At 68.1% G+C, this 26,762-nt stretch carries 26 protein-coding genes; 12 read left to right on the forward strand and 14 right to left on the reverse strand.

Going from position 1 to position 26,762, the window contains the following annotated elements; all coding sequences use genetic code 11:
• Positions 1–52: 52 nt before the first annotated feature.
• Genes dapF through BMY69_RS01245 form a run of 3 tightly spaced genes read right to left on the reverse strand, consistent with a single transcriptional unit; the run spans position 53 to position 1,611 of the window.
• On the reverse strand, positions 53–880 hold the full coding sequence (gene dapF / locus BMY69_RS01235) for a diaminopimelate epimerase (RefSeq protein ID WP_090175047.1): 828 nt from the start codon (positions 878–880) through the stop codon (positions 53–55).
• 6 nt (positions 881–886) lie between these two features.
• On the reverse strand, positions 887–1,096 hold the full coding sequence (locus BMY69_RS01240) for an LPS translocon maturation chaperone LptM (RefSeq protein WP_090175048.1): 210 nt from the start codon (positions 1,094–1,096) through the stop codon (positions 887–889).
• A gap of 44 nt (positions 1,097–1,140) precedes the next feature.
• Complete coding sequence (locus BMY69_RS01245; protein WP_090058032.1) at positions 1,141–1,611, reverse strand: GNAT family N-acetyltransferase; 471 nt, start codon at positions 1,609–1,611, stop codon at positions 1,141–1,143.
• 224 nt (positions 1,612–1,835) lie between these two features.
• Between BMY69_RS01245 and BMY69_RS01250 the strand changes: the two genes are divergently transcribed.
• Positions 1,836–3,320 (forward strand): RimK family protein, encoded by a 1,485-nt coding sequence (locus tag BMY69_RS01250; RefSeq protein ID WP_090175049.1) that lies wholly within the window; start codon positions 1,836–1,838, stop codon positions 3,318–3,320.
• A gap of 63 nt (positions 3,321–3,383) precedes the next feature.
• Here the strand turns inward: BMY69_RS01250 and BMY69_RS01255 are convergent, their stop codons facing one another.
• A complete protein-coding gene (locus BMY69_RS01255; RefSeq protein ID WP_090175050.1) occupies positions 3,384–3,647 on the reverse strand; it encodes a hypothetical protein in 264 nt (87 codons plus the stop codon).
• Between the two features lie 174 nt (positions 3,648–3,821).
• On the opposite strand from BMY69_RS01255, the gene aroE reads away from it, so the two are divergent.
• Together aroE and BMY69_RS01265 are read left to right on the forward strand one after the other, a co-directional pair.
• Complete coding sequence (aroE, locus tag BMY69_RS01260) at positions 3,822–4,658, forward strand: shikimate dehydrogenase (RefSeq protein WP_090175051.1); 837 nt, start codon at positions 3,822–3,824, stop codon at positions 4,656–4,658.
• Entirely contained in the window at positions 4,658–4,927 is a 270-nt protein-coding gene (locus BMY69_RS01265; protein ID WP_090175052.1) for a YkgJ family cysteine cluster protein, read from the forward strand. The genes aroE and BMY69_RS01265 overlap by 1 nt, the downstream gene beginning before the upstream one ends.
• A gap of 18 nt (positions 4,928–4,945) precedes the next feature.
• Here BMY69_RS01265 and BMY69_RS01270 read toward each other — a convergent pair whose 3' ends face one another.
• The 4 genes from BMY69_RS01270 to BMY69_RS01285 form a co-directional block, all read right to left on the reverse strand.
• Positions 4,946–5,233 carry a hypothetical protein gene (locus tag BMY69_RS01270; protein WP_090058022.1) on the reverse strand — a complete coding sequence of 96 codons (288 nt, stop codon included), beginning with the start codon at positions 5,231–5,233 and terminating at the stop codon, positions 4,946–4,948.
• 51 nt (positions 5,234–5,284) lie between these two features.
• Positions 5,285–5,905 (reverse strand): LysE family translocator, encoded by a 621-nt coding sequence (locus BMY69_RS01275; protein ID WP_090175053.1) that lies wholly within the window; start codon positions 5,903–5,905, stop codon positions 5,285–5,287.
• Between the two features lie 155 nt (positions 5,906–6,060).
• Entirely contained in the window at positions 6,061–6,519 is a 459-nt protein-coding gene (locus BMY69_RS01280) for a DUF4126 domain-containing protein (protein WP_090175054.1), read from the reverse strand.
• A gap of 174 nt (positions 6,520–6,693) precedes the next feature.
• Positions 6,694–9,933 (reverse strand): protease pro-enzyme activation domain-containing protein, encoded by a 3,240-nt coding sequence (locus tag BMY69_RS01285; protein ID WP_090175055.1) that lies wholly within the window; start codon positions 9,931–9,933, stop codon positions 6,694–6,696.
• A gap of 340 nt (positions 9,934–10,273) precedes the next feature.
• On the opposite strand from BMY69_RS01285, the gene BMY69_RS01290 reads away from it, so the two are divergent.
• The 9 genes from BMY69_RS01290 (at position 10,274) to BMY69_RS01330 (ending at position 17,604) form a co-directional block, all read left to right on the forward strand.
• Positions 10,274–10,801 (forward strand): hypothetical protein, encoded by a 528-nt coding sequence (locus BMY69_RS01290; protein ID WP_090175056.1) that lies wholly within the window; start codon positions 10,274–10,276, stop codon positions 10,799–10,801.
• A 130-nt stretch (positions 10,802–10,931) separates the two neighbouring features.
• The gene (locus BMY69_RS01295; RefSeq protein ID WP_090175057.1) at positions 10,932–11,228 is read left to right on the forward strand and encodes a hypothetical protein; all 297 of its coding nucleotides are present in this window, start codon (positions 10,932–10,934) and stop codon (positions 11,226–11,228) included.
• A gap of 38 nt (positions 11,229–11,266) precedes the next feature.
• Positions 11,267–11,800, forward strand: coding sequence for a gamma carbonic anhydrase family protein (locus BMY69_RS01300; protein WP_090058010.1), 534 nt, complete (start codon positions 11,267–11,269; stop codon positions 11,798–11,800).
• A gap of 127 nt (positions 11,801–11,927) precedes the next feature.
• Positions 11,928–13,973, forward strand: coding sequence for a M3 family metallopeptidase (locus tag BMY69_RS01305; protein WP_090175058.1), 2,046 nt, complete (start codon positions 11,928–11,930; stop codon positions 13,971–13,973).
• A gap of 52 nt (positions 13,974–14,025) precedes the next feature.
• Entirely contained in the window at positions 14,026–14,793 is a 768-nt protein-coding gene (gene xth / locus BMY69_RS01310) for an exodeoxyribonuclease III (RefSeq protein ID WP_090175059.1), read from the forward strand.
• Positions 14,790–15,461 carry a YecA/YgfB family protein gene (locus BMY69_RS01315; RefSeq protein WP_090175060.1) on the forward strand — a complete coding sequence of 224 codons (672 nt, stop codon included), beginning with the start codon at positions 14,790–14,792 and terminating at the stop codon, positions 15,459–15,461. Before xth ends, BMY69_RS01315 begins: the two co-directional genes overlap by 4 nt.
• Before the next feature lie 117 nt (positions 15,462–15,578).
• Positions 15,579–16,412, forward strand: a complete 834-nt coding sequence (locus tag BMY69_RS01320) for a pirin family protein (RefSeq protein ID WP_090175061.1) — start codon at positions 15,579–15,581, stop codon at positions 16,410–16,412.
• Positions 16,413–16,463: 51 nt separating this feature from the next.
• A complete protein-coding gene (locus BMY69_RS01325; protein ID WP_090058002.1) occupies positions 16,464–17,147 on the forward strand; it encodes an HAD family hydrolase in 684 nt (227 codons plus the stop codon).
• 94 nt (positions 17,148–17,241) lie between these two features.
• Positions 17,242–17,604: a hypothetical protein gene (locus BMY69_RS01330; RefSeq protein WP_090175062.1), complete on the forward strand. Its 363-nt coding sequence runs from the start codon at positions 17,242–17,244 to the stop codon at positions 17,602–17,604.
• Between the two features lie 210 nt (positions 17,605–17,814).
• On the opposite strand, the gene BMY69_RS01335 is transcribed toward BMY69_RS01330, so the two are convergent.
• The 6 genes from BMY69_RS01335 to BMY69_RS01360 form a co-directional block, all read right to left on the reverse strand.
• Positions 17,815–20,604: a discoidin domain-containing protein gene (locus BMY69_RS01335; protein ID WP_090175063.1), complete on the reverse strand. Its 2,790-nt coding sequence runs from the start codon at positions 20,602–20,604 to the stop codon at positions 17,815–17,817.
• A gap of 2 nt (positions 20,605–20,606) precedes the next feature.
• Positions 20,607–21,428 (reverse strand): carbohydrate ABC transporter permease, encoded by an 822-nt coding sequence (locus BMY69_RS01340; RefSeq protein WP_090057996.1) that lies wholly within the window; start codon positions 21,426–21,428, stop codon positions 20,607–20,609.
• Positions 21,425–22,303, reverse strand: coding sequence for a carbohydrate ABC transporter permease (locus BMY69_RS01345; protein ID WP_090175064.1), 879 nt, complete (start codon positions 22,301–22,303; stop codon positions 21,425–21,427). The genes BMY69_RS01340 and BMY69_RS01345 overlap by 4 nt, the downstream gene beginning before the upstream one ends.
• Positions 22,300–23,589 (reverse strand): sugar ABC transporter substrate-binding protein, encoded by a 1,290-nt coding sequence (locus BMY69_RS01350; RefSeq protein WP_090175065.1) that lies wholly within the window; start codon positions 23,587–23,589, stop codon positions 22,300–22,302. The genes BMY69_RS01345 and BMY69_RS01350 overlap by 4 nt, the downstream gene beginning before the upstream one ends.
• Positions 23,586–25,067 (reverse strand): glucoamylase family protein, encoded by a 1,482-nt coding sequence (locus BMY69_RS01355; protein WP_090175066.1) that lies wholly within the window; start codon positions 25,065–25,067, stop codon positions 23,586–23,588. The genes BMY69_RS01350 and BMY69_RS01355 overlap by 4 nt, the downstream gene beginning before the upstream one ends.
• Positions 25,068–25,185: 118 nt before the next feature.
• The gene (locus tag BMY69_RS01360; RefSeq protein WP_090175067.1) at positions 25,186–26,706 is read right to left on the reverse strand and encodes a tryptophan halogenase family protein; all 1,521 of its coding nucleotides are present in this window, start codon (positions 26,704–26,706) and stop codon (positions 25,186–25,188) included.
• Between the last annotated feature and the right edge of the window lie 56 nt (positions 26,707–26,762).

Consider the following 26,762-nt stretch of genomic DNA (forward strand, 5'->3'; position numbering starts at 1 on the left):
CGGGTGGTGCGATCTGCGTTGCCGGGCAGTGTGCCGCGTTCGGGCGTGAACGTCACACTTCGCCTTCGAAGACGAAGGCCGCGGGGCCCGTCATCCAGAGGGTGTGGCCGGGACCGTGCCATTCGATCGTGAGCGTGCCGCCGGGCAGTTCGACGCCCACGACCGGCGTCGCCAGGCCGAGCGACTGGGCCACCGCGGCGGCGGCGCAGGCGCCGGTGCCACAGGCCTGGGTCCAGCCGCTGCCGCGCTCGTGCACGCGGAGGCGGATCAGGTCGGGGCCCAGGCGCTGCGCGAAGCCGATGTTGGCGCCCTGCGGGAACACCGGGTGGGCGGTGAGCAAGGGTCCCAGGCGGTCGACACGCGGATCGGCGACATCGTCGACGAAGACGACGCCGTGCGGGTTGCCCATCGAGACGGCGCCGAACGAGACGTCCTCGCCATCGACCGACACCGTATAGGTGGCGTGCGCCGGACGGTCCAGCGGGACGTGCGCCGGATCGAAATCGGGTTCGCCCATGTCGACGACGACGCGGTTCTCGTCGAGCACGCGCACGACGACGGGGCCCGACGGGCTTTCGAGTCGGACATCGGTGTCGCGCTCGATGGCGCCGTCGCGGAACAACCAGGCGGCGACGCAGCGCACGCCGTTACCGCACTGCCCCGAGGGCGAACCATCGGCGTTCCAGATGCCGTAATAGAACGCGCAGGATGGGTCGCGGGCCGGCTCGATGCTGATCAGCTGATCGAAGCCGATGCCGGTGTGACGATCGGCGAGCGCCGCCACGCGCGCGGCGTTGGGCACGCGCGGCGCGTCCTCGCGCCAGTCCACGATGACGAAGTCGTTGCCGATTCCATGCATCTTGGTGAAGCGAGACGGCATGGCGGCTTACTGATGGATCACGGAGTTGAACGGCGTGCGGGCCGTGCTGGCCGGCGGCGGCGCGAGGGACGTCGAGCTCGCGGCCGGGTGCGCGGCGGGCGCCGCGGTGGCCGACGCCGGCGGCGGGGGCGGCATGAACAGCGGACCTTTCTGGCCACAGCCGGACAGCGCGGCGAGCGTGGATGCGAGGGCAAGCGGGAGGATGAGTCGGCGCATGGGCGGTTCCCCGGAAACGACCCGCAGTATAGCCCTGCCTCCCGTCAAAGCAGCTTCTCGAAGCGGAAGGCATCCGCGCCATCGGCGTAGTAGTTCGCGTATTCGCCGATGCGCGCGTAACCGAGCCGCTCGTAGAGGCGGATCGCCACCGCATTGTCCTTGCGCACCTCGAGGCGCAGGGCTCGGCATCCGCGCGCGCGCCCGGCATCCTCGGCCGCCTCGATCAGTGCGGAACCGACGCCCTTGCCCTGGGCCTCGGGTTTCGTCGCGATCGAATAAAGGCGCGCCACGGTGGTGCCCTTGCGGAAGAACACGACCGCCGTGCCGAGGAACCGCCGGTGGTTCGCGCTGGCGACGAGCACCGTCGCGCTTTCGCTGTCGAGATGCTTGCGATACTGGGCGCGGCTCAGGCGATCCTGCGCGAAACTCGATTCCTCGAGGGCGACAAGATCGTCGAGATCGCTCACTTCGGCGCGACGTACGCGCACCGCTGCGGTGACCGGGGCTGGACGCATGCGCTTGATCGGACTCCGGCGCGAGGGAAAGGCATCGACGGCCGCTGGGGCCGGGGGAAGCGCGGCACTGTAGACCCCGGGCCCGCGAGGATCAATGACTTTTTCATGAATCCGGCACCGATGGCGCTTGTGCGTGTCGCGGAGGAAGGCACACACTGCGCACCGGCGAAACGAACGGCTCCGGGCGGAGTCGAAACGACAGGTTCGCCATCGAACGAGGTCTCATGAGCCGGCTCGTCATCGTCGTGGAGAAAGCCTCGGACTGGGGCTCGTACTACCCGTCCGCCGATGTCGTCAGCGCCATGGATTACCTCCGCCAGCCGGTCGGCGGCGACGACGAACGCACCCACGTCATCAACCTCTGCCGCAGCTACAAGTACCTGGGCACGGGTTACTACGTGTCGCTGCTCGCCGAGGCGCGCGGGCACAAGGTGATCCCGTCGGTGCGCACGGTGAACGACCTGCGCCGTCGCTCGCTCTACGGACTGGACATCGACGACCTCAACCAGAAGCTGTCGAATTTCCTGCCGGCCGGCGGACGCGACACCACCGACTTCGGCGTGCTCGTCTATTTCGGCGAGACCGCGCTGCCCGATCTGCAGGATCTTGCGAGGCAGGTCTTCGACATGTTCCCGTGCCCGCTGATGCGCATCGAGTTCGAGCGCGACCGCGTATGGCAGGTGTCGGCGATCAAGGCCGTGGGGCTGCACACGCTGGACGATGCGCAGGAGGACGCCTTCGCGCAGGCCCTCGAGAAGTTCTCGCGGAAGATCTGGCGCAAGCCGCGCGCGCGACGCCGTTTCCGTTACGATCTCGCGATGCTCGTCGATCCGAACGAGGCCATGCCGCCATCGAACAAGAAGGCGCTGAAGCACTTCATCGAAGCCGGCAAGCACCTGGGCATGGAAGTCGATCCGATCGGACGCAACGACTACCAGCGCCTGGCCGAATACGACGGCCTGTTCATCCGCGAAACGACCGCCAGCGACAACCACACGTACCGCTTCGCGCATCGCGCCGAGAAGGAAGGCATGGTGGTGATGGACGACCCCACGTCGATCCTTCGCTGCACCAACAAGATCTTCCTGAACGACCTCATGGTCGCGCGCAAGCTCGCCACGCCGATCACGGAGATCCTCTACCGCGACGACGCGAAGCGCCTGCGCGACCTGCCCGAGCGCCTGGGCCTGCCCATCGTGCTGAAGATTCCCGACGGCTCGTTCTCGCGCGGCGTCGTCAAGGTGGAAACCCGCGAGGCGCTCGAGAAGGCGGCCGGCGAACTGTTCTCGCACAGCGCGCTGCTGATCGCGCAGGAATACCTGTACACCGAGTTCGACTGGCGCATCGGCGTGCTCAACCACGAGCCGCTCTACGCGTGCCAGTACTACATGTCGCGTGGCCACTGGCAGATCTACAACCACGGCGCCAAGGGCACGGCCAAATCCGGCGGCTTCCGCACCGTGCCCGTCCGTGACGCCCCTTCCGAAGTGGTGAAGCTGGCGCTCAAGGCCACGCAGACGATCGGCGACGGCCTCTACGGCGTCGACCTCAAGCAGGTCGGCGATCGCCCGGTGGTGATCGAAGTCAACGACAACCCGTCGATCGACGCGGGCGTCGAGGATGCCTACCTCGGCGAGGACCTGTACCTGCGGATCATGCAGGAGTTCCTCCGCCGGCTGGAGCTGAAGCGGCTGGGCATCCAGACGTGACATCGAGCTGATCCGAGCGTTGTGGGAGCGTCCCTGGGCGCGACAGCCGTTCGCGGGCCCGTGTCAGAGCCTGTTGCGCTTCGCGAAAAGCTGTCGCGGCCGGGGCCGCTCCCACAGGAACAGCGCGGCCAGCAACGACATCGGCAGGCCCGGCTTCATCGCCACCAGGATGCTCGCCGGGGCTAGCAGCAGCCAGAACGCCGGCGTCCAGCCCAGGCTCTCGCTGTGGCCGGTCAACGGGGTGAGCAGGAGCAGCAGCGCGCCGGCGGCCAGCCAGGCCATGGCGATGAGGGCGCGAAGGCGGCGCGGCGAAAGCGTGTCGTTCATGGCGGACTCCCGGCGGACGTGTCGATGGGCCTAGCCTCGCGCGCGCCCGTCTCAGGAGTCGCGACTGTTGACCGGCGCTTTACCCGACGCGCCGCACACTGAACGCGCGGACCGTCAGCCGCATTAGAATCCGTGACGCCGGGCGGCGTGTCCGGCGCCGTGCCAGGAGAGTCCATGAGCGCTGAAGCGCACCGTTTCGCCGTGTTCGGTCACCCGATCGCGCATTCGCTGTCCCCGGAAATCCATCAGGCGTTCGCCGAGCAGCTCGGTATACGCCTGAGCTACGAGACCATCGACGCCGCGCCCGCCGACTTCGACGCCGCGGTACGCGGCTTCTTCCGCGAAGGCGGCCTCGGCGCCAACGTCACCCTGCCGCACAAGAACGCCGCCTTCGCGCTGGCCAGCGCCCGGACGGACGCGGCCACCCGCGCCGGCGCCGCGAACACGCTCACGCCGCTGGTCGGCGGCGGCATCCAGGCACACAACACCGACGGCAGCGGCTTCGTCCGCGACATCACCGAGCGCCACGGTTTCGACCTGCGCGGCCACGACGCCCTGCTCCTCGGCGCCGGCGGCGCGGCGAAGGCCGTTGCCTGGGCGTTGATGGACGCCGGGGTGAAGACGCTGACGATCGTCAACCGCACGCCCGAGCGCGCCGACGAGATCGCCGACGCCATCGGCGAACCGGCGCGTTGCCACACCCGTTACTGGGACGGCCTGGAAGGCGAGTGTTTCGACCTCGTGGTCAATGCCACCTCCATCGGCGTCACCGGCGGCGACTTCGACCTGCCGATGTCCATCGTGCAGGACCATTCCACGGCCTACGACCTCTGCTACGGCGCGGCGGCCGCCGGCTTCAAGGGCTGGGCCGTCGCGGCGGGCGTCCGCCCCGACTGGTTCCGCGACGGCCTGGGCATGCTCGTCGAACAGGCGGCCGACGCCTTCGAGCGCTGGCACGGTCAGCGCCCGGACACCGATCCGGTCTACGCGCAGCTGCGTCAGCGCTTCTGATGAGCCTCGCCTGCCGCGCCGGTTGCGGGGCCTGCTGCATCGCCCCGTCGATCAGTTCGGCGATCCCCGGCATGCCCCACGGCAAGCCGGCCGGCGTGCGTTGCGTGCAACTCACCGACGACAACCGCTGCGCGATCTTCGGCCGCCCCGAGCGGCCGAAGGTCTGCGGCGGCCTGCGGCCGGAGGCATCGATGTGCGGCCCGGACCGCGATCACGCGCTGGCCTGGATCACCCGCCTGGAACGCGCCACGTCCGCGAGCCCCGTGTAGGAGCGCGCCCCGCGCCTCCTACATCGCCACGCTCCTCGGACACGCATACGTCGCTTCGTAGTCGTAGCGTGCGTTGGTACCGGGGCCTTCCGGTGTCGCGAGCACGAGGTGGATCGTGTCCACCGCCGGCGCGGCGCATTTCTCCTTCGCCATGGCCATGCAGGGCGCGTCGCTGAGCGATGCCTCGGTGCATGAAACGGCGATGGGTGCGACGCGTGGCGCGACGGCGACGGGCGTCGGCGTGGCTGCGCAGCCCGCCAGGGCGACCATCAGCGCGGCGTGGAGACAACGGCTCGTGTAACGCATCGGGTTCCTCCTTTCCGAGGGAGCGTGCGCCGGCCCGATGACCGGCTCGTGTCAGCGCACCAGCAGCTGGCGCACCCCCAGTGAAACGATGACCGCGCCGCACACGCGATCGATCCAGGCCTTGCCGCGGCGGTAGCGCGCGGCGACGGCAGGCGTGGAGAAGACCACGGCGACGAAGCCGTACCAGAGCGAGGCCACGACGGCGACGACGCCGAGCATGCAAAGAAAGGTGGGCAACGAAACGTGCCGTGGCGCGGCCGCCGAGAAGATGGCGGCGTAGAACGCCATCGCCTTCGGATTGCCGATATTGGTGACGATGCCCGCCCGGAACGCACGAGCCACACCACCCGGACCGCCGCGTGCGGGGCTATCCGCACCGGCATGGCGCGCGTTGGCGATGAGGCGTCCGCCGAACCAGATGAGATAGGAGGCGCCGACGATCTTCACCGCGAGCGCGATCCAGGGGAGCGTGGCGAACACGACGCCGATACCGAGGATCGCGCAGCTCGCCCAGAACAGGTTCACGAGCACCGTGCCACCCACCATCGCAAGCGCCTCGCGCGTCGTACCCGACGCGGCGCGGTGCGCGATCCCGACGAAGTTCGGGCCGGGAATCACGACACCGACGACGTAAACGGAAAAGACCAGGGCGATGGCATTGAAGTCGATCACGGGGGGGCTCCCGGGACGGGTAGACCCGACTGTAGCCAATCTTCGAATGGATGCCTAGACGTCCATCCGCCATGTAGGAGCGCACCTGGGCGCGATGGGTGCTCGCGGCAGGCACCCATCGCGCCCAGGTGCGCTCCAACGGGCGTTCGTCGCGGTCAGGCCGCCGTGACCACGGCGATCGCCAGCACGATCGCCACGATGTCCTCGATGATGGCGGCGGGAGCGTCCTTGCGGAACGCGGCGGCCATCTTCGCGCGCAGGGCCGCGCCGCCCCAGGTGCCGATCGCCGCACCGACCACGCCCGCGACGAGTCCGCCGACGAGCATGCCGTGCGCCGCGCCGATGCAGGCGCCGCTCAGTCCGCCGGTGACGAGGCGGGCACCGAACTGGACCGGTACCTTGCGGCTGGGCGTCGTCGGTAGCTGGTCGGTGACGAGTTCGCCGAGGGCGAGGACGCCGATGATCCACGGTGTCCACGCGTAGCCCATGAAGGCCAGTGGCGTGCCGGTGAGCGCGAGGCCGCCGAAGCGCGCCGCGAATGCGACCGCCGCGGGCGCCATGAGCGCACGTAGACCGGCGACGATACCGATGAGCAGGGCGAGCAGCAGAACCATGGCGTGCACCTCTTCCTGGAAGGTGAGGGCATTAGGCACCGCCCGGGCCCATGATGGCTAGTAGGAGCGCGCCCTGCGCGCGACATCTTTTGAGGCCGGGCGCAACTGGCCCTGTGGCTCTTCGCGAAAAGATGTCGCGCGCAGGGCGCGCTCCTACCATCGGGTCGGCGTCGGTTACAGCGCCGGCGTCACGCGGCGGCCGCCCTGGAAGCGGTTGGCGGGGATCGTCGCGTCCTTGCCGATGACGAGCGGCTCGCCATAGGCGTCGGCGACACGGAACGATGCGAAGCCCGTCTTCGTGCGCTGCCACTGGACGATGCGGTCTTCGGCGTCTCGCCACAGGATGTCGGCACGCCCGTCGCCGTCGTAGTCGCCGATGCCGGCGATCGACAGACCGGCCGGTATCGCTTCCGAGCCGCGCCCGGCGATGCGGAAGCCATCCATCGTCCACCACGACAGCTGGCCGCTGGTCGCGTTCGTCCAGATCAGGTCGGTGGTGCCGTTGCCGTCGATGTCGCCGACGCCGTAGAGCGTGTCGCCGGCGGCACGGTCGCCCAGCGCGCGCTTCGAGAATCCACCGTGCTGGTTGGAGATCCACAGCGCCACGCCGGTCCGGTTCGTCGCCGTCCAGACGAGGTCGGTATAGCCGTCGCCGTTCACGTCGGCGAGGGTCGGCGTCGCGCCCGCGATGCCGTCGACCGGCCACGACTTGCCGACCACGATGATGTCGTTCTGGGTGGCCGGATCGAGATCGAGCGCCCACCACGCGATCCGGGACGTCTTCGTGTCGTACCAGATCAGCTTCTGCACGCCGCTGGGGTCATGGACGCCGACGCCGAGCAGGCGGTAGTTGTCCGGAATCGGGTCGGCCACCGTGAACGTGAAGTAGCCGCCGGTGGCCGCCGACACCCAGACGTGCAGGCGGTTGTCGCTGCCCACCAGCAGCAGTTCGCCCGAATGCAGCGAAAGCGCGTTGAGGCCTGGAACGACGTCGCCATAGGTCACGATGTCGAGGTCCGCCGAGAGCGTCTGGCCCTCGTCGAACAGGCTGACCGCGCCTTTCATCGCCACGGAGTGCAGCACGTGTCGCGTCGGATCGACGTAGGCGAAGTCGCTGTAACCATCGCCGGTGAAGAGCTGGTTCAGGGCGAGGTAGTCCGCCGGTGCCGTATAAGCGCGGCGAGCGGGAGCATTCCAGTCCACCACCGCGTCGACGAGGTTCGCGGCGTTGATGGTGCCCAGGCCGGTCGCCATGCTGTAACCGACGTTGGCCTGCCATGCGGGTACCAGCGTATTGGTCGTCGGGTCGCCGGCGCGCACGATGCCGACGACGTTGTTGAGCTTGCGGCCCGTGTCGCAGTTCGGCGATCCGGCACCGCACGGCTGCACGATGTCGCCTTCGGTCACGTTGTTGAACACGCACTCCGCGCCGATCGTGGCGCCGCTGCTGGAATTGCACGCGCGCAGCACGTCCGCGTTCGGCGACCCGACCGTGCCGTACTGGCGTGCGGCGACGCCGTACAGCGCCGGCAGCATGTTGCCGTTGCGGCCGCCCGAGGCCTGGTTGATCAGCGCCTGCACACCCGCCATGGCCGGCGCGGCGAACGACGTACCGCCTGCCGAGTTCGCGAACACCGCGTTGGGTTTGCCGAAGTTGCAGCCCGTGCCACCGTTGGCGGCGTCGGACATGCAGAACACGAGCGCATGGCCGTACAGGCCATTGCCCGCGAACAGCGAGACGTCGGGCAGCGTGCGCGACGCGTGGTTCGTCGATCCGGCGATGCCGATCTGCGCGACGGGCTGCCCGTGCGTGATGCTGGCGCCGCCACCGGCGCCCGCGACGAGGGTGTAGCTGGCGCCGGGGCCGTACTCGTCGTTGCATGCCGTCACGCCGTCCTCGTAGCCGAGCAGCGTGTAGAGATGGCTGCTGGCGCACGTGTTGTTCCAGGTCATCTCCGGGATGTAGCCGATGGCGGACTGGTAATACGGGAGGTTGGACGACGTCCAGTACCGCGACTGCTGGCCGAGATCGTCGAAGTCGGTACCGCCCACCGCGACCGCGGACGGCGACGACGCCAGGCCGTTGACCGCGGCACCCGAGGTCGACCAGAACAGCGCGCCCTGGTCGCACGCGGTGGAGCCGGCGTCGCCGGAGGCCACGAAGACCGTCACGCCTTCGGCCGCAGCCGACGACCAGAGCACGTCGGCAAGGAACGCGTTGGACGGATCGGCGGACTCGCACGAGCCATAGCTCAGGTTCCAGACGGGCGGCGGCAGCTCGCCGTAGGGACCGGGCTCGAGCAGGCGCGATGCCGCCTGGAACGCGCCGAACGTGGCGCCCTCATCGGCGCACGTGGCGAGGACGATGTCGGCGTCGGGCGCGGCCGCGCCGGCCCACTGCACGTCGAGCGCGGCTTCGGCCTCGTCGCCGGCCAGGCCCGGCGCCTTGCACGCTTCACCGCGCCAGGTGGGATGGAGGATGCTGAAGCGGCCCTGCGCATCGGGCGGGAGGAACGCCTTGCGGAAGCTGGCGACATCCTGCGGCTGCACGTCCGAACGGCCGAGCACGGCGATGGTCTGGCCGGCGCCGCGCAGCGGCTGCGAGCGTTCCCATAGCGGCTTCACGTTGTACACCTGCGCGAAGTCCGCGGGAACGAGGTTGTACGAGACGTGCGGATTCGCCGTCCCCGGCGGCACCGTGAAGGACGGGCTTTCCGTCTGTGCGCCGGACCACTTGCCTGCCTTCGCGTCGAAGGTACTCGTGCCGACCTTCGTATGCTGCGCCGTCGGAAAGAAGTCGTGCAGCGTCACGCCCTGCACCACCGTCGACAACGCCGCCGGGACCCGCGTCGCGCTGTTGGCCGCGAAGTGACGCTGGCCGTCCACGTCGTAATGGCGCAACTCCGTGCCGAAGGCCTTCGACACCGACGCGGCCGGACCGGAGAACTCGATGCGCATCCGGTCGCTCGACACCCGCGCGATGGTCAGGCCCTGCGAGCGCAGCCACTGCTGCACGCTTTCGACGTCCTGCGGCGCGGGGCCGAAGCGCTCGCCGAGCTCCTTCGCGGTGAGCCAGTGGTGGAACTCGGGCGAGGCCGGATTCTTCTGCGCGGCGAGGAACGTGCGGAACGCCTTCTCCGTGTCGTCGTCGCGTTTGAGCAGCAGGGTGAGGTTGTCGATCGTCTGCGCCGGCGCGATCGCGCCGGCGTCGTGCTTCGCCAGGGCCGATGTGGGCGCGGTGCCGGGGAGCGCGAACGTCGATACGCTCTCGACGCGACCCGTGACGCGCGCGACGGCTTTGGGTTGCAGGGATCGCGTCGCCTGCTGCAGATCCGTCGCGGCGGACGGTAACGACAGGGCGCAGCCCGTCGTCAGGCCCGCGAGCGCGAGCCAGGTGTGGTACCTGCGTGACATCGTGATGGCTCCCTATGCGTGAGTGATGTTTGCCCACCGAGTTCCCTGCCGCAGGCTTTCCCCCCGTGCGGAATCCCGTGCGGATTCCAACGCCGTCGCCGGGCTATCAGTGCGGCAAAGCTAACCGTCGCCGCACGCGCGTAACGGGACGCGGGTCACATCTGGACGTCCAAACGCAGGGGCATCGCTCGAATATGTGATCCATCATGCCATGCGTCTCCGTATGGTCCGCCGTGAGTACGCCACGGAACTGCAACAATCGGGCGGGAAGATGGCGCGCCCGCCGGGGCCTGCCGACAGGGGGCTGGCCTGGTCGCGGGTCGTTCCCCCGGATCCATGCATGTCCAACCCAATCAACGCCGCGCTTCCCCGCCGCGCGGTCATCCTCGTCGGCGGCCTCGTCGTCGCGCTCGCCGCCGTCGCCGCGTACGCCACGCTGCGTGTCCGTCATCCCGGCACGGAAACCGCCGTCGCCACGACGTCGAGCCCGTCGTCCTCCGACGCCGGGCAATCGGGTGTCGACATCCTCCTGGGGCTGGCGCGAGACGCCACGCGCGAGGGTCGCCTCGTCGCCCCGCAGGGTAACAACGCGTACGAGTACTACCTCAGCGTCGTGCAGCTGGAGCCGGAGAACGCCACGGCGCTCGACGCCCTTCGCGAGACGCTGCCTTTCGCGTCGCAGGAGATCGAACGGCTGATCAACCGCCGCGAGCTCGAAGAGGCACGCCGGGAAATCGCGCTTCTGCGCGACTTCGACCCGACCAACTACACCTTGATCATTCTCGGCGCCAAGCTCGATGCGCAGCAGCAGGTCGTCACGGCCGAGGACGAGGCGAAGGCCGAGCAGATCCGCCGCCGCAACGGGTAGCTGTCCCGGGAGCGGCCCGCGATCCGCAACAGGGCCGGTTGCCTCGGGGCGAGAAGCTGTCGCGGCCGGGTCCGCTCCCACCGGATCACGCTACGATAGCGGCCCAACCCCAGGGCAAGGAGCCTCACCCATGAACCGCCACATCCGACTCTTCCTCGCCGCCGGCCTCGGCATCGCCACCCTCAGCGCCTGCCAGACCGCGCCGGCCGGCCAGCCGAAGCCCGTCTCCGGATTCGTCACCGACATGAAGGCCTTCGACGCCTTCATCGCCACGAAGCCGACGCCCGAGCAGTTCCATGCCGCCTATCCCGACGTCCTCCTGGTCACCCCGGACATGATGACGACGCGCGAGATGCGCCAGAACAACAGCCGCTATTTCCCGAAGCTCGACGCCGAAGGCCGCATCGTCGGCGGGTCGTTCCAGTAAACGCCGGGGTCATGGCGCCGGCGTTTACACTAGGCGCCATGACCCACTCCATCCGACCCTTCAAGGGCATCCTCCCGCGCCTCGGCGCCCGCGTTTACGTGGATCCGGCCGCGACCGTCATCGGTGACGTCGAGCTGGGCGACGACGCGTCGATCTGGCCCGGCGCCGTCGCCCGCGGCGACGTCCACCACATCCGCATCGGCGCCCGCAGCAATCTGCAGGATGGCGCGATCATCCACGTCACCCACGACGGCCCGTACACGCCCGGCGGCTTCCCGACCCTCATCGGCGAGGACGTCACCATCGGGCACGGCGCGGTGATCCACGCCTGCACGATCGAGGATGGCTGCCTCATCGGCATGCACGCCACGGTGCTCGACGGCGCGGTGGTGAAGAAGAACGGCTTCGTGGGCGCGGGAGCGCTGATTCCGCCCGGCAAGGTGGTCGGCGAGCGCGAGCTGTGGCTTGGCAACCCGGCGAAGATGGTCCGGGTGCTCTCGGACGCGCAGGTGGAGCAGCTCTACTACTCCGCGGCGAACTACGTGCGGCTCAAGGACGATTACCTCGCCTGACGCCCGCCGGTAGGAGCGGACCTGGCCGCGATGCTGTGGGAGGTCCGCTCCAACGGCCCCATGACACACCGCCGCTTGATTTGGGCGGCCCGGGACACCACGCTGACCGCCTGACAGGAGATCCGCGATGGACACCAGCACGAACCCTCTTCTCGACCCCAACGGCCTGCCCGCGTTCTCGGCCATCCGTCCGGAACACGTCGAGCCTGCCATCGACGCGCTGATCGCCGAACAGCGTGCCGCCATCGACGCGATCGCCGCGCCGGACGCCGTCCGCGACTTCGACCATGTGATCCTGGCCCAGGAGCGGCTCGATCAGACGCTGTCCCATGCCTGGTCGCCGGTCAGCCACCTGCACTCGGTGGCCGATACGCCGGCCCTGCGCAAGGCGCACGGCGCCGCGGAAGAAAAGCTCACCGACCATGGGATCGAGGTCGGACAGAACCGCGAGCTCTACGCGGCCGTCCAGGCCGTGGCCGACCGCCCGGATTTCTCCGGGCTTCCGATCGCCGGCCGCGCGGCGGTCGAGCACGCGCTGCGCGATTTCCGGCTCTCGGGCGTGGCGCTCGACGAACCGGCCCGCACGCGCTTCCGCGAGATCGGCGTGGCGCTGTCCAAGCTGACGACCGAGTTCTCGAACGCCGTGCTCGATGCCTCCGAGGCGTGGCACATGCACATCACCGACGAGCGCGACCTCGCCGGCATCCCCGCCTCCGGCCGCGCCGTGCTGCGCGAATACGCGCGCGAGATGAAGCTGGACGGGTATCTGGTCACGCTCAAGCAGCCCAGTGTCCAGGCCGTGCTGACCTACGCCGAGAAGCGCGAGCTGCGCGAGGCCGTCTACTACGCCTACCAGACGCGCGCTTCCGACCAGGGCCCCGACAAGGGCAAGTTCGACAACAGCGAGCGGATCGAGCAGATCGTGGCGCTTCGCCACGAGGCCGCGCAGCTGCTCGGCTTCGCCAACGCCGCCGAGGAATCGCTGGCGACCAAGATGGCGGCCTCGCCCCAGGTGGTGCTCGACTTCCTGCGCGACCTCGCCGCGCGCGCGAAGCCCGTGGCGAAGAAGGAACTGGAAGAGCTGCGCCATTTCGCCAGTGAGCAGCTGAAGATCGACAACCTGGAGCCCTGGGACGTCGGTTTCGCCGCGGAGCGCCTGCGCCAGCAGAAGTACGCGCTCGACGAGGAGCAGATCAAGCCGTATTTCCCGGCATCCGCGGCGATCGACGGCCTGTTCATGGTGGTCGAGCGCCTGTACGGCGTGCGCTTCGTGCCGCGCGACGACGTCGACACCTGGCACAAGGACGTGAAGTACTACGACGTCGTCAACGCCGATGGCAGCGTCTTCGCCGGTGCCTACCTCGATATGTACGCCCGCTCGGGCAAGCGCGGCGGCGCCTGGATGGACGTGTGCGCCTCGCGATTCCGCGACGGCGAGCACCTCCAGCTGCCGATCGCGTTCCTCACCTGCAACTTCCCCCCGCCGACCGCGGACACGCCGGCGTTGCTCACGCACGACGACGTGCTGACGCTGTTCCACGAGTTCGGGCACGGCCTGCATCACATGCTGACCGAGGTCGACATCCCGTCCGTCGGTGGCATCGATGGCGTGGAATGGGACGCGGTGGAGCTGCCCAGCCAGTTCATGGAGAACTTCGCGTGGGACCGCCAGGCCCTGCGCGAATTCGCACGGCATTACGAAACCGGCGAGCCGCTGCCCGACGATCTCTACGACCGCATGGTCGCCGCGCGTCACTTCCACGCCGGCCTGTTCCTCGTCCGCCAGCTCGAGTTCGGTCTCTTCGACTTCCGCCTGCACCTGGAGTACGACCCGGAGCGCGGAGCCCGTCCGCTCGACGTGCTCGAGCAGGTCCGCCACGAGGTGGCCGTGATGCATCCGCCGGCCTGGCAGCGTTTCCCGCATGCGTTCACGCACATCTTCGCAGGCGGTTATTCGGCCGGTTACTACAGCTACCTCTGGGCCGAGGTTCTCTCGGCCGACGCCTTCGAGGCGTTCGAGGAAGCCGGCGTGCTGGACCGCGCGACGGGCGAGCGCTTCCGTCGCGAGGTGCTGGCGGTGGGCGCGACGCGTCCGGCGCTGGCCTCGTTCACGGCGTTCCGTGGTCGCGGCCCGGAGCCCGACGCCCTGCTCAAGAGCTACGGCCTCGCCTGAGGCACCGCCGCGCGGCCCCGGCAAGCCGCGCGGCTTCCTTTACAATGGCGCGATGAAGATCGCGTCGTGGAACGTCAATTCCCTCAAGGTTCGCCTCCCCCACCTGCAGCAGTGGCTCACGGAGGCGAAGCCCGACATCGTCGCGCTGCAGGAAACCAAGCTCACCGACGACAAATTCCCCGTCGACGAGATCGCCGCCATGGGTTACCGCTCGGTGTATTCCGGGCAGAAGACCTATAACGGCGTGGCCATCCTGGCGAAGGACGAGCCCACCGATGCCGTCACCGACATCGAGGGCCTGGACGATCCGCAGCGGCGCATCCTCGCCGCCACGGTCGGGGACATCCGCGTGGTGAACCTCTACGTCGTCAACGGCAAGGCGCTGGGCGACGAGAAGTACACGTACAAGCTGCACTGGCTGGCGAAGGTCCGCGACTTCCTCGAACAGGAGCGGGCACGTCACGAGAAGCTCGTGGTGCTGGGCGACTTCAACATCTGCCGCGACGACCGCGACGTCTACGACCCGGTGGCCTGGGGCGAGGACATCTTCTGCTCCCCGCCGGAGCGCGCGGCGCTGCAGGCCCTGCTGGATGTCGGCCTTCATGACAGTTTCCGGCTTTTCACCGAAGATGCCGGCCTTTTCAGCTGGTGGGACTACCGCCAGGCGGCGTTCCGCCGCAACATGGGCCTGCGGATCGACCTCATCTTGATCAGCGATGCGCTCAAATCCGTGGCGACGTCGTCCATCATCGACAAGGCGCCGCGCAAGTGGGAACAGCCGTCCGACCACGCGCCCGTCGCGCTGGAGTTGAACCTTTGAATACACCGAAGTCCGAATGGCCGAGCTCCCTCGACGACAGGGAACTCGAAGAACTCGATACCTTCCTGCGCGCGCATGGCGGTGACGGCGCCCTCATGCTCGACGGCGTGCATGGGCTCCTGTCGGCGATCGCGATCGGCCCGCTCGAGGTCAAGCCCGAGGAATGGCTGCACGAAGTGCTGCATGACGCGTTCGACGACGAGGACGAGGGCAACCGCGTGCTCGCCCTGCTCGCCAAGCTCAACGATTCGATCAGCGCGGAACTGGACGTCGACGCCTACGAGCCGATCCTCGGCGAGATCGATACCGAGGAAGGCCCGCTGCTGTCGGCCGCCGGCTGGTGCGAGGGTTTCAGCCGTGGCATCGACATGCGTGCCGGCCTGTGGGAAACCCGGCTGGCCGAGGATCCGGGCCTGATGCAGCTGCTCGGCCCGATCATGGCGCTCGCGGTCGACGAAGGCGTGCTCCAGGCCGACGCCGAGTTCGAGAAGCTCACCGACGACGAATACGACGAATGCCTCGGGCAGCTGCCGGAAGTGCTCAACCAGGTCGGCAACTACTGGCGAGAGAATCCGCCGAACGAGGACGAACTCAAGGCGCTGGCGCGTCCGCGCGTCGAAGGCGAGGACGGCCCGCCGAGACAGCGGTCGGGCCATTGGGTGCATTGACGCCACGGCGTCGCCCGCACCGGCTCGCCGCATAGGGCGGAAACGCATCGTTCACCGGCGGGAGCTTCTCTGGCGGCGGCGAAAGCGGCATCTTGGGCGCATACCACGGAGCCCACCATGACCACTCATCGTCACATCGTCCGCCGCGTCACCGGCATGGACACCGCCGACGGCGCGGGCGTGAAGCTCAAGCGCGTGATCGGCCAGCCTGCCCTCGACATGCTGGATCCGTTCCTCCTGCTCGACGAATTCCGCTCCGATCAGGCAGGCGACTACATCGAAGGTTTCCCGGAGCATCCACATCGCGGTTTCGAAACCGTGACGTACATGCTTGCCGGGCGCATGCGTCACGGCGACAACCACGGCAACACGGGCGATCTCGGTCCGGGCAGCGTGCAGTGGATGACCGCCGGCCGCGGCATCCTGCATTCCGAGATGCCGCAGCAGGAAGAGGGCCTGATGTGGGGCTTCCAGCTGTGGGTGAACCTGCCGGCCGCCGACAAGATGGTCGAGCCGCGTTACCAGGACATCGCGCCGTCCGCGATTCCCGTCGTGCATCCCGCCGCCGGCGTCACGGTGCGCATCGTGGCCGGTGAACTGGCCGGCGAGACGGGTCCGGTCAGCGGCATCAGCACGGCGCCGGTGTACCTCGACATCTCGCTCGAGCCCGGTGCGCGGTTCGAACTGGAGGTCCCGGAAGACCACAGCGCGTTCGCGTACGTGTTCGAAGGCCAGGCGGTGCGCATCGGTGGCGAAGCCGTCGCGCGCAGCGAGCTCGCGGTGCTGTCGAGAGGCCCGAAGGTGGAATTCGTCGCCGATGGCCACAGCCGCGTGCTGTTCGTCGCCGGCCGACCGCTGAAGGAGCCCGTCGCCCGCTACGGCCCGTTCGTGATGAACACACCGGCGCAGATCCACGAGGCGATCGCGGATTTCCGCGCGGGCAAGTTCTGACGTTGATCGCGAGGTTGCCACTCGCGCCACCCGGCGCGTAACCTGAACGGCATGTCCAGACAAAAACATGCGTTCCTCTTCGATCTCGACGGCACGCTCGTCGACAGCGTCTACCAGCACGTCCTCGCATGGAAAGAGTCGCTCGACATGGAGGGCATCGACCTTTCCGTGTGGCGGATCCATCGCAAGATCGGGATGAGCGGTGGCCTGTTCACCGACATCCTGCTCCGCGAGACGAACACCGAGATCACGCCGGAGCGCATCGACCGCCTGCGCCGCAACCACGCCGCGGCGTACGGACGCCTCGCGGAAGCGGGCGCCGTGAAGCCGTTGCCCGGCGCGGTCGCGCTGCTGAAATGGCTCACCGACGCGAACATCCCCTGGGCGATCGCCACGTCGGGGCGCATGGAGACCGCGGCGCACAACATCGCCGCCCTCGGCGTCGATCCGAACAAGGTGCCGGTGGTGACCCGGGACCAGGTCCGCCATGCCAAGCCCGACCCGGACCTCTTCGTGACGGCCGCGGAGCGGCTCGGCACCGACATTCGCGACGCCATGGTCATCGGCGACGCGATCTGGGACATGCTGGCCGCGCAGCGCGCCCGCGCCCTGGGCATCGGCCTGCTCTCGGGCGGCTATGGGGAGAACGAACTCGAGCGCGCGGGTGCCTACCGTGTCTTCGAGGATCCGGCCGACCTGCTGCGCCACATCGACGAGGTCGCCGCCCGAAGCTGAACGAAGGTAGGAAGTTCCCTACGCCGTTTAGGGAAGGGTCTGGGTGGGCTTCGTAGCATCGCAGGCCTACGCATTCGCAAGGATTTCATTGGCCATGCGCCTCCTGCTCACGATCGTCCCCCTCGCGACCGCCTTCATCATCGCGGCCTGCACGCATTCGGAGCCGACCGCCCCGGTGTCGGACGCGGCCCCCGCCGCCGCGACGACGGCCGCCTCGCCCGCGCCGGGCAAGACCGCCCCGGCCAATCCCGCGTTGGGATCGGCCGAGTGGCTTGCGTGGGTGGACAAGACCCTGGCGGTCAGCGACGACGGGCATGGTCCGCAGCCGGGGACGGCGGAGTGGAGCGCCGCGGTGAATCGGAAGCTGGGACAGGAGGCTCCGCAGGCGGCGCCGGGCTCGGCGGAATGGCAGCAGGCCGTGGACGCGCTGCTACGGACGCGCGTGGCCACGCACTGATTCGCCGGTGCGATCGGCTCCCACCCTCCGGTAGCAGCGTCAACCGAATGCCGGTAGGGGCCGGGCCGTCAGGCCTTCGTGCGAGCACCCATCGCCGATACGATCGGCTCCCACCCTCTGGTAGCAGCGTGACCTAAATGCCGGTGGGAGCCGATCGCATCGGCGATCCCGCGGCAGCGGGCCCGAAGCCGGTGAAGCTGTGTGCCTAGGTCAGAGCGCCGCTCTGACCGACCTCTCGCCTTCCGGCACCCTCACCTCGCCCGACGGCAGCGACAGCACGACACCCCCCGGCGCCTTCACCGGCTGCGTGATCGTCAGCACCGCCTTCCCATTCACGGCCTTCAGCGTGTAACCGAAGCGTCCATACGGCGTGCGCAGGTCGCGGATGGCGACACCTTCGCCCGCGAGCCAGTCGGGCTGCACGCCAGCCGCCACGACGATGGCGCCATCCTGCGCGCGGTCGTACGCGAACATGTCGAGCGCGGACCGGACGTAATCCGAAGCGATCCACGCATGCGGCATGTCGCCGACGAAGCGCGGCTCCCGGGGATCGCGCCCCACCACTTCCGCCCACTGGTTCCACGCCGCCGGGCGGCGGTCGGCGAAGAAGAACGCGACGAGCTGGTCGAGGCGATCGCGCCACCCAAGACGAATGAAGCTCGCGATGGTCCGCAGCTCGTACGGGGTGTAATCCTTCCAGGCGGTCTTGCCGTCGCGGCGAGCGACGAACCCCTGCCAGTACTTCTCGAACGTCGCATCGACGAGCGCCTTCGGCAGGCGCGACTGCTCGTCGCCCGGCGAGAGCGCGATCGTCGTCGAGGTCGCGTCGAAATCGCCGAGCTCGGCCGAGCCGGGGATGAAATCGATGCCCTTCGCCTTCACCGCCGCGGCGATCGACGCGTGCACGTCGGCGCGGAACTGATCGCGCGATCCGCCAAAAGCGGAGGCGTCGCCCTGCTCGCCCAGCACCTGCGCGAGCTGAACCGCATCGTCGTAACCCTTCAACGCCCAGAAGTCGTCCCAGTACGAATGCATCGGCTTCGCCGAATAGCCTTCGTGACTGATCGAAGCCGGCATCAGGCCGTAGAGCGCGCGATCCGGACCGTCGAGGCGCGAGGGCTGGCGCTCGCTCGCGCGCAGCGTCTCCATGTACGCGACCGCCCTGCGAACATGCGGATAGAGCGAGGCGAGCGTGGCGCGGTCGTGCGTATACCGCCACAGCTCGGCGACGCTGAAGATCAGCTCGCCGTGACTGTCGTTCTCGGGCACGGGATCCGAACCGCGCGCGTCGACACAGCACGGCACCTTGCCGTTGGAGAACTGATGCGGCGCGTACCAGGTGATGAAGTCGCGCGCGACATCCTCGTGGCCTGTGCGCAGCAGGCCCTCCAGCATCATCGCGCCGTCGCGCACCCAGGTGCGCGAGTACGAACGCGTGCCTGGCTGCAGCGCCGGACCGTCACGCGACATCAGGATCTGCGCCACGCCGCTCTTCATCGTGTCGACGATGGGCTGCGCCACGGCGGGCACCGTCACGGATACACGATCCAGCTTCTCGCGCCACGCGGAAGCCACCGCATCGGCATGCGTGGCGATCCAGCGCCCGGCATCGGCCGGTATCGCCACCGCGTCGGCGGGATTCACTGGCACGACGACACCAAGATCGACATGACCGTGCGCGGGAACGCGCACGTCGTAGAGCAGCGCGCCCTGCGCGAAACCGCTGGCGTCGTGCAACGACGTCGTCGTCGGCCGCTCGCCGGCGTCGAGGCGCTCGCTCAGCGTCCGTGGTTCGTTCGCGCTGGCGACGAACGCGGTGGTGCGCTGGAGCGGCAGCAGCTTGCGCGATCCGTTCACCGTCAGCGCCTTGCCGTCGAAGGCGAGGTCGTCGATGCGGCTGATGCCGCCCGGCGCGTTGAGGAATTGCGTCGGCGGGTTGACCTGGAAAGGACGAGCCGCCAGCGCGAGTGTCACATCGCGCGCCGCGTCGCCGTCGTTGGCGACGCGATAGCCGACCACGAGTTGCGAAGCGCCTGCCTTTCCCTGGGCGAAGGCGGTCGTGGTCAGCGACAGCGTGCCGGCCTGCCAGCGCACCGACGGGATCGGCAGGTAGCGGTCGCGCAGCGACTGCGTCGTCGTGACATCGGCCCACGTGACGAGCTTGCCGCGCTCGATCAGGAACGGCTCGATGGAGAAGCCACCGCGCGTCACTTCGACCGCGCCGTCTTCGGAGATCAGCGCGGAGTCGCGGCTGCCGCCGTCGACGCCCACGATCGTCCAGTACGATTGCTCGCCCGAGAAACCGCGCGGATAGAGGCCACGGCGGACCGCCTTCGCCCGGCCTTCGAAGACCGCGTTCGGCGTCGGTGGCTGCACCGGCACGGCCTCCGGCGGGCGCGGCACGATGCGCAGGTTGTCGAAGCACACCTCGCCTCGGTTGCCCTCGGGTGGGAGCGCGCTCGCGCGCGAACGGGTGCTCGCTGCACCGGCCCATTCGTGCGCCACCCCACCCGACGCCACCGGCGCCTCCTTGTAAATGACGAACTCCACCTCGCGCGTATGCCGCAGCGTGCGGTCCTTGATCGGGCCCCACGCGTACTCCACCTGACGGCTGGTCGCATCGATGGTCTGCCAGGCGTCGGTCGGCATGAACGACGGCTTCTGCAGCCACCACACGTTGTCGCCGCTGTCGTCGATGAACTTCAGTTGCAGCGTGTTGGGCGGCATGTGCCCGCGAACGTCGAAGCTCAGCGCGAAGCCGCCCGGGAAATCGATGGGCAGTGTCCTGCGGATCGACGCGGCGCCCGATACGCCGTTGAGGTCGTAAGCGAGGCAGATGGCCTGCCCGGTCTTGCCCGGAACCGCGCGCAGCGACGCGCTCACGTCGTCGGTATGCGTGGCCTTCCAGCCAGCGGCCGTGTCGAAGGTGTCGAGGTCGGTGGCGCCCGCGACGCCTGCGAACAGCAGTAGCGCGTGCAGGAAGAAAAGCGTCGATCGCATGCTCAGCCCTTCACGCTGCCCAGCAGCAGTCCTTCGAGGTAATAGCGTTGCAGCGCGAGGAACAGCACCAGCACCGGGAGGATGGTGACGACGGAACCCGCCATCATCAGCTCGCTGTCCTGCACGTGTTCGCGCGACAGCGATGCCAGCGCGATGGGCAGCGTGTAGTGCTCCTGTCCGGTCAGCGCGATCAGCGGCCACATGAAGTCGTTCCACGCGGCGAGGAACGTGAAGATCGCCAACGTCACCATGATCGGCTTCAGCAACGGCATCACGATCGTGGCGAAGATGCGGAACTCGCCGGCGCCGTCGATGCGTGCCGCCTCCATCAGGTCGTCCGGAATGCCGCTGGCGTACTGGCGCACGAGGAAGATGCCGAAGATCGTGGCGAGCGCGGGCACGATCACCGCGCCATACGTGTTCACCAGGCCCATGTACTTCAACAGCAGGAACAGCGGCAGCATCGCGACCTGCGCGGGAATCACCAGCGCACCCAGCAGCACCTGGAAGATGCGCTGGCGTCCTCTGAACTCCAGCTTGGCGAACGCGTAGCCCGCCATCAGGTTGAACGCGAGCGAGATCAGCGTGATGGCCGTCGAGATCAGCAGGCTGTTGAAAAGATAGCGCCCCATGCCCGCGTTCATGAACAGCTGGCGGTAGTTGTCGAGCGTCGCGTTCTTCGGCAGCACGGGGGGCGGCAGCGAGCTGGCCTGGCCCTGCGGCATGAACGAGACCGACACCATGTACAGCAGCGGCGCGATCGCGATGACGGCCGCGCCGATGAGCAGGCCGTTGATCAGCGCCTTGGCGACACGCGGGCTCATGCCGGCTCTCCCCGCTTCGACAGGCGAAGCATCGCGGCGGTCACCACGAACATGATGACGAACAGGATGAAGGCCACGGCCGAGGCCGAGCCGAGGTTCCACCATTTGAAGCCTTCTTCGTACATCAGGTACAGCACCGAGGTCGTGCTCTGCAGCGGGCCGCCCTCGGTCATGACGTAGGGCTCGGCGAACAGCTGGAAATAGCCGGACACCGTGAGGATGCTGACCATGACCATCGTGGGCTTCAGCATCGGCAGCGTGATGTGGCGGAACTGCGCGAACGCCGACGCACCGTCGATGCGCGCGGCTTCGTAGAGGTCGCCCGGGATCGCCTGCAGCCCGGCCATGAAGATGATCATGTTGTAACCGAAGTTCTTCCACACGGCGAAGAGGATGATCGTCGGCATCGCCCAGTTCGGGTCGCCGAGCCAGTCCACGGTGGGGATGCCGATCGCATCGAACACGTAGTTCACGAGGCCGTACTTCGTGTTGAACAGGTAGCGCCAGATGACGGCCACGGCCACGACCGTGGTGACCACGGGCGCGAACAGCGCGGTGCGGAAAAACGGTTTGAAGCGAGCGAGCGGGGAGTTCAGCAACATGGCCGCGCCCAGCGAGGCCATCAGCGACAGCGGCACGCCCACGACCACGAAATACACGGTATGCCCGAGCGCCGACCAGAACAGCGGACGCTGCAGCAGCGTCCAGTAATTCTCCAGTGCCACGAAGCGCAGGTTGCGGATGTCCGCCAGCGCGTAGAGGTCGTAGTCGGTGACCGAGAGCACCAGCGCCGCCACGACGGGCAGCAGGAAGAACAGGCCGAGGATGATCAGCGCTGGCGTGATGAACAGCCAGGCGGCGCGGGAGGTGGTCATGGCGTGGCCTTCTTGCCGTGGTCGAGCATCCAGCGGCGTTTTTCCAGCAGGCGGTCGGCCCGGCGGTCAATCTCTTCCGCGGCCTGGTCGATGGTGAGGTCGCCATGCGCGGCCTGCGCGGCGACGAGCTGCATCTCGGTGACGATGCGCTCCCACTCGGCGACAGGCGGCGTCGGCTTCACGCGCTCGAGCTGGTCGCGGAACGCGGCGGTCTTGTCGTCGTTCTTCAGCGCGGGAATCTCCCACGACGAGCGGCGCGGCGGCATGTCGCCGAGGATCTCGTAGAAGCGCGCCTGGACCGCCGGGCGCGAGAGAAATTCGACCAGCGCCCAGGCGTCGTCCTTGTGCTGCGAGCGGCGGAAGATCACGAGGCTCGAACCGCCGGCGTTGGAAGCGCCCGGGCCCGTCGGACCCGGCAGCGGCGTGGTGCCCCAGTCGCCCTGCTGCTCCTTCGGCAGCCGCTGGCGGAATTCGCCGATGTTCCACGGGCCGGAGAGATAGAACGCGAAGAAGCCCTGGCCGAAGGCCGCCCACGGATTGCCGATGCCGACGTTCGTCATCATCGGAGCCTGCTGGTCCTTGAACAGCGACACGTAGAACGCGAGCGCCTTCTTGAACCCGGGGCTGCGGAAGTTGCCGTAGCGTCCGTCGTCGCGCAGCAGCGGGTCGTCCGACTGCAGCGCGAGGGCGAGCAGCTGCTCGAACTCGTTGGTGGGCAGCAGCACGCCATAGGCCTTGCCCGGCGGCTGCGAGAGCTTCGCCATCATGGCGCGCCATTCGGCCCAGTCGCGCGGCGGGTGGTCGTAACCGACCTTCGCCAGGAGATCCTTCCGGTAGAACAGCAGGCGCGTGTCGACGTACCAGGGCACGCCGTAGAGCCGCCCGTCGATCACGTTGGTGGCCCAGATCGCCGCGAAGTAATCCTTCGGATCCACGACCTTCGACGCGGCCACGCGTGCATCCAGCGGCTCGAGCGCGCCGAGCGCCATCATCTCGGGAATCCAGGTGTTGCCGAGCTGGGTGATGTCCGGCGTGGAATCGCCGGCGTACGCCGTGAGCAGCTTCTGGTGCGCGGCGGTCAGCGGCAGCTGCTGCACTTCGACGTGCAGGCCGGGATGCTCACGCTCGAACTCGGGCAGCAGCTTCGCCACCGCCTCGCCCTCGCGGCCGATCGTCCAGAACTGCAGCGTCCGCGTGCCCTCTTCTTTCTTCGCGCACCCGGCGACGCCCGCGGTGGCGAGCGCCAGCGCGAGCGTGAAGCGAAGCGTGCGGGCGAAACGCTTCACCACAGGTTCGCGGCCGTGTCGGCGTCGAGCCAGCCGCCGGTGAAGCCGGCGCGCTGGAGGCCCTTGCGGATGTACGGGTTTTTCTTCATCACGTTCCAGACGAACTCGCTGCGGTAGTTCTCGATCATCAGCACGATCGGGCCCTGGTCGATGCCGAGGTGCACGGAATCGGCCCAGCCGAAGCCCGGCACGAGGCGGCCCGTGCGCAGGTCGGTCTTCGTGTCGAACGTCAGGTTGAACGCGTCGACGAAGCCGTACTTCGTATAGATGTACTGACCGTACTTCTTCTTCATTTCTTCCAGCGCCGGGATCACGATCTCGGGCGCGAACGCGATCGAGCCGCCGGCCGCGGTCGGCACGATGGTGCCGTCGTCCGAGATGTAATCGCGACCGGCGCCGCGCGCCGTGTAGCCCGCGTACGTGCGCTCGCGGTCGCCCTGCTTGATGATCAGGCCGCCGGGGCCGTTGCTGGCCGTGAGGCCCCAGACGTTCTTGCCATAGCCCTTCCAGCCGCCCGGATTGGCGACGGCGTAGGCCTGCTGCGAGTACGTCGCGCGGCGGCTGTTCTCGAAGTAATCGAGGTCGTGCGCCTTGCTCCAGGCATCGCGGATGCCGCGGAAATCGACGAACGTGTGGCTGTACTGGTGACCGAACAGCGGTGCGAAGTTGAGGAACGTCTGGCCGTGGAACTCGCCCCACGTCTTGTCGTACGTCTTCGTCCAGGCCCGCCAGGCATCGTCGCCCACCGGATGCGTCGGCGAGCCGAGCGCGAGCAGGTAGACGAGCATGCCTTCGTTGTAGCCCTCCCAGTCGTGCGGAATCGCCTTGCCGCCCGGCGTCCAGCCCATGTTGATCAGCGGCGCGCGGGTCTGTGCCCAGGTCCAGTCCACGCGACGGTAGATCTCGTCGGCGATGTCGCGGATCTCCTTTTCCTTCGCCGTGTCACGGTCGTAGTAGCTCTGCGCGAAGAGGATGCCGCCGAGCAACAGCGTCGTGTCGACGGTGGACACCTCGACCCAGCGGTCGAAGCGGGCGCCCGTCTGCATGTTGAGGAAGTGATAGAAGAAACCCTTGTAGCCCGTCGCGCCGTCTTCGTCGGTGTTCTGCGGCGCATCGCGGAAGAAGCGCAGCGTGGCCAGCGTGCGGTCGATCGCCTGGTCGCGCGTGATGTAGCCGCGCTCGACGCCGACGCCGTACGCGGTCAGGCCGAAACCGACCGAGGCGATCGATGCGAACGAATCGGTGGGGTAATGATCGGGAATCAGGCCGTTCGACGGATTCGCGCTGTCCCAGAACCACTGGAACGTCCGCTTCTCCAGATCGGCGATCATCGGCGGCACGGTGTGCACGTCGCGGATCGCGGACGCGCTAGCGTGCTTCGGCTTCGCCGCCTCGGTCTGCGCCACGGCGAAGGGGGCGACGGTGGCGAGCATGATGCCGACGGCGAGGGAGAGGCGTTTCAGGGTCTTGGCTTGCATCGTGAATCCTGTTGCGTAAACGTTTACGTCGCGGGGTCGCATAAAGGCCCCGAAGGGCCTTGCGTGAACTCCGAACCATACGGGCCGGATGGTCCCAAGGCAATCGCCGTGGCCGTCTTCACACGGCCTCCGCCGCGGCGCGGCACTCGCGATCGATGAATTGCTGGTGGGCAGGCATGAGATCGACGTTCTTCGACACGATCTCGCGCACGCTGTTGAGGAACTTCGGAAGATCGTCGTCCGGCATCTGGTCGACCAGCGGGTTGTAGCCGGTCGGCATGATCCCCTGGCCGATCATCACCTGGATCCAGCTGACGGCGCCGAACATCTCCTCGCCGTTGCGGAAGAAGCGTCCGCTGTGGCGGAACAGGTCGATGTTCGCCTGCAGCGAATCCGGAATCTCCATCGTGCGGCAGTGATTCCAGAACGGCGAGTCGTCGCGCGTGGTGGCCTTGTAGTGCAGCACGAGGAAATCGCGGATGCGTTCGCACTCGAAGCGCGTCTGCTCGTTGAAACGGTCGGCGAGCACCGGATCCATCACGCCGTTCGAAGGGAACAGCTGGAGCAGTTTCGAGATGCCCGCCTGGATCATGTGGATGCTGGTCGACTCCAGCGGCTCCATGAAGCCGCTGGCGAGCCCGAGCGCGACGACGTTGCGGTTCCACGACTTCTTGCGCATGCCCGTGACGAATCGCAACGGACGCGGATCCGCGAGCGCCTTTCCGTCGAGCCGCGCCAGCAGCTTCGCGGCGGCGTCGTCGTCGCCGATGTACTGGCTCGAATACACGTAGCCGTTGCCGGTGCGATGCTGCAGCGGGATGCGCCATTGCCAACCGGCCTCGCGCGCGGTGCAGCGCGTATACGGCGTCGGCGCCTCCACGCGCTCGCACGGCACGGCCAGCGCGCGGTCGCAGGGCAGCCAGCGGGTCCATTCCTCGTAACCGGTCTTAAGGGCGCCTTCGATGAGCAGGCCACGGAAGCCGGAGCAGTCGATGAAGAGATCGCCTTCCACGCGCTCGCCGTCGTCGAGGAGCACGGCGCGGACATGGCCCGTCGCCGGATCGAGTTCGACGTCGCGAATCCTGCCTTCGGTGCGGCGCACGCCGCGGGCTTCGCTGTACGCACGCAGGTAGCGCGCATAGAGGGCGGCGTCGAAGTGGTAGGCGTAGGCGATGCCACCGAGCGGATTGCTGGCGGGCACGTCGACCGGCGCCGGCATGAATTTGCCGCGGATCGCCGCGACCGTGTTGACCGAATAGTCGATGAGGTCGGTGGCGCAGCCCGCCAGCCGGCCCTTGAGCCAATACTGGTGGAACGGCGTGAGGCCGATGTCGTGGCCCATGACGCCGAAGCCATGGATGTACGAATCCCCCGGGCTGCCCCAGTCACGAAACTGGATGCCGAGCTTGAAGGTGCCCTGCGTGCGCGCCACGAAGTCGGCTTCGTTGATGCCCAGCAGGTTGTTGAACGCCTTGATGTGCGGAACGGTCGCCTCGCCGACACCGACGATGCCGATCTCGTCCGATTCCACGAGCCGCACGGTCGCCTGGCGGTTGAGTACGCGCGACAGCGCCGACGCTGCCATCCAGCCAGCGGTGCCTCCTCCGACGACGACGATGTTCGTGATGGCGTGGCTCATGGATGATGACCGCTGGCGTCGTCAAAGAAAGGCGCCCGCGGGGAGAATCGCGGGCG

The organism is Luteibacter sp. UNC138MFCol5.1 (assembly GCF_900110505.1).
In the GTDB taxonomy this organism is placed as follows: Bacteria; Pseudomonadota; Gammaproteobacteria; order Xanthomonadales; family Rhodanobacteraceae; genus Luteibacter.

Bases quoted from the DNA above. Each gene is read 5' to 3' on its own strand.
- dapF (WP_090175047.1), bottom strand. From the start codon at position 880: ATGCCGTCTCGCTTCACCAAGATGCATGGAATCGGCAACGACTTCGTC.
- BMY69_RS01240 (WP_090175048.1), bottom strand. From the start codon at position 1,096: ATGCGCCGACTCATCCTCCCGCTTGCCCTCGCATCCACGCTCGCCGCG.
- BMY69_RS01245 (WP_090058032.1), bottom strand. From the start codon at position 1,611: ATGCGTCCAGCCCCGGTCACCGCAGCGGTGCGCGTACGTCGCGCCGAA.
- BMY69_RS01250 (WP_090175049.1), top strand. From the start codon at position 1,836: ATGAGCCGGCTCGTCATCGTCGTGGAGAAAGCCTCGGACTGGGGCTCG.
- BMY69_RS01255 (WP_090175050.1), bottom strand. From the start codon at position 3,647: ATGAACGACACGCTTTCGCCGCGCCGCCTTCGCGCCCTCATCGCCATG.
- aroE (WP_090175051.1), top strand. From the start codon at position 3,822: ATGAGCGCTGAAGCGCACCGTTTCGCCGTGTTCGGTCACCCGATCGCG.
- BMY69_RS01265 (WP_090175052.1), top strand. From the start codon at position 4,658: ATGAGCCTCGCCTGCCGCGCCGGTTGCGGGGCCTGCTGCATCGCCCCG.
- BMY69_RS01270 (WP_090058022.1), bottom strand. From the start codon at position 5,233: ATGCGTTACACGAGCCGTTGTCTCCACGCCGCGCTGATGGTCGCCCTG.
- BMY69_RS01280 (WP_090175054.1), bottom strand. From the start codon at position 6,519: ATGGTTCTGCTGCTCGCCCTGCTCATCGGTATCGTCGCCGGTCTACGT.
- BMY69_RS01285 (WP_090175055.1), bottom strand. From the start codon at position 9,933: ATGTCACGCAGGTACCACACCTGGCTCGCGCTCGCGGGCCTGACGACG.
- BMY69_RS01290 (WP_090175056.1), top strand. From the start codon at position 10,274: ATGTCCAACCCAATCAACGCCGCGCTTCCCCGCCGCGCGGTCATCCTC.
- BMY69_RS01295 (WP_090175057.1), top strand. From the start codon at position 10,932: ATGAACCGCCACATCCGACTCTTCCTCGCCGCCGGCCTCGGCATCGCC.
- BMY69_RS01300 (WP_090058010.1), top strand. From the start codon at position 11,267: ATGACCCACTCCATCCGACCCTTCAAGGGCATCCTCCCGCGCCTCGGC.
- BMY69_RS01305 (WP_090175058.1), top strand. From the start codon at position 11,928: ATGGACACCAGCACGAACCCTCTTCTCGACCCCAACGGCCTGCCCGCG.
- xth (WP_090175059.1), top strand. From the start codon at position 14,026: ATGAAGATCGCGTCGTGGAACGTCAATTCCCTCAAGGTTCGCCTCCCC.
- BMY69_RS01320 (WP_090175061.1), top strand. From the start codon at position 15,579: ATGACCACTCATCGTCACATCGTCCGCCGCGTCACCGGCATGGACACC.
- BMY69_RS01325 (WP_090058002.1), top strand. From the start codon at position 16,464: ATGTCCAGACAAAAACATGCGTTCCTCTTCGATCTCGACGGCACGCTC.
- BMY69_RS01330 (WP_090175062.1), top strand. From the start codon at position 17,242: ATGCGCCTCCTGCTCACGATCGTCCCCCTCGCGACCGCCTTCATCATC.
- BMY69_RS01335 (WP_090175063.1), bottom strand. From the start codon at position 20,604: ATGCGATCGACGCTTTTCTTCCTGCACGCGCTACTGCTGTTCGCAGGC.
- BMY69_RS01340 (WP_090057996.1), bottom strand. From the start codon at position 21,428: ATGAGCCCGCGTGTCGCCAAGGCGCTGATCAACGGCCTGCTCATCGGC.
- BMY69_RS01345 (WP_090175064.1), bottom strand. From the start codon at position 22,303: ATGACCACCTCCCGCGCCGCCTGGCTGTTCATCACGCCAGCGCTGATC.
- BMY69_RS01355 (WP_090175066.1), bottom strand. From the start codon at position 25,067: ATGCAAGCCAAGACCCTGAAACGCCTCTCCCTCGCCGTCGGCATCATG.
- BMY69_RS01360 (WP_090175067.1), bottom strand. From the start codon at position 26,706: ATGAGCCACGCCATCACGAACATCGTCGTCGTCGGAGGAGGCACCGCT.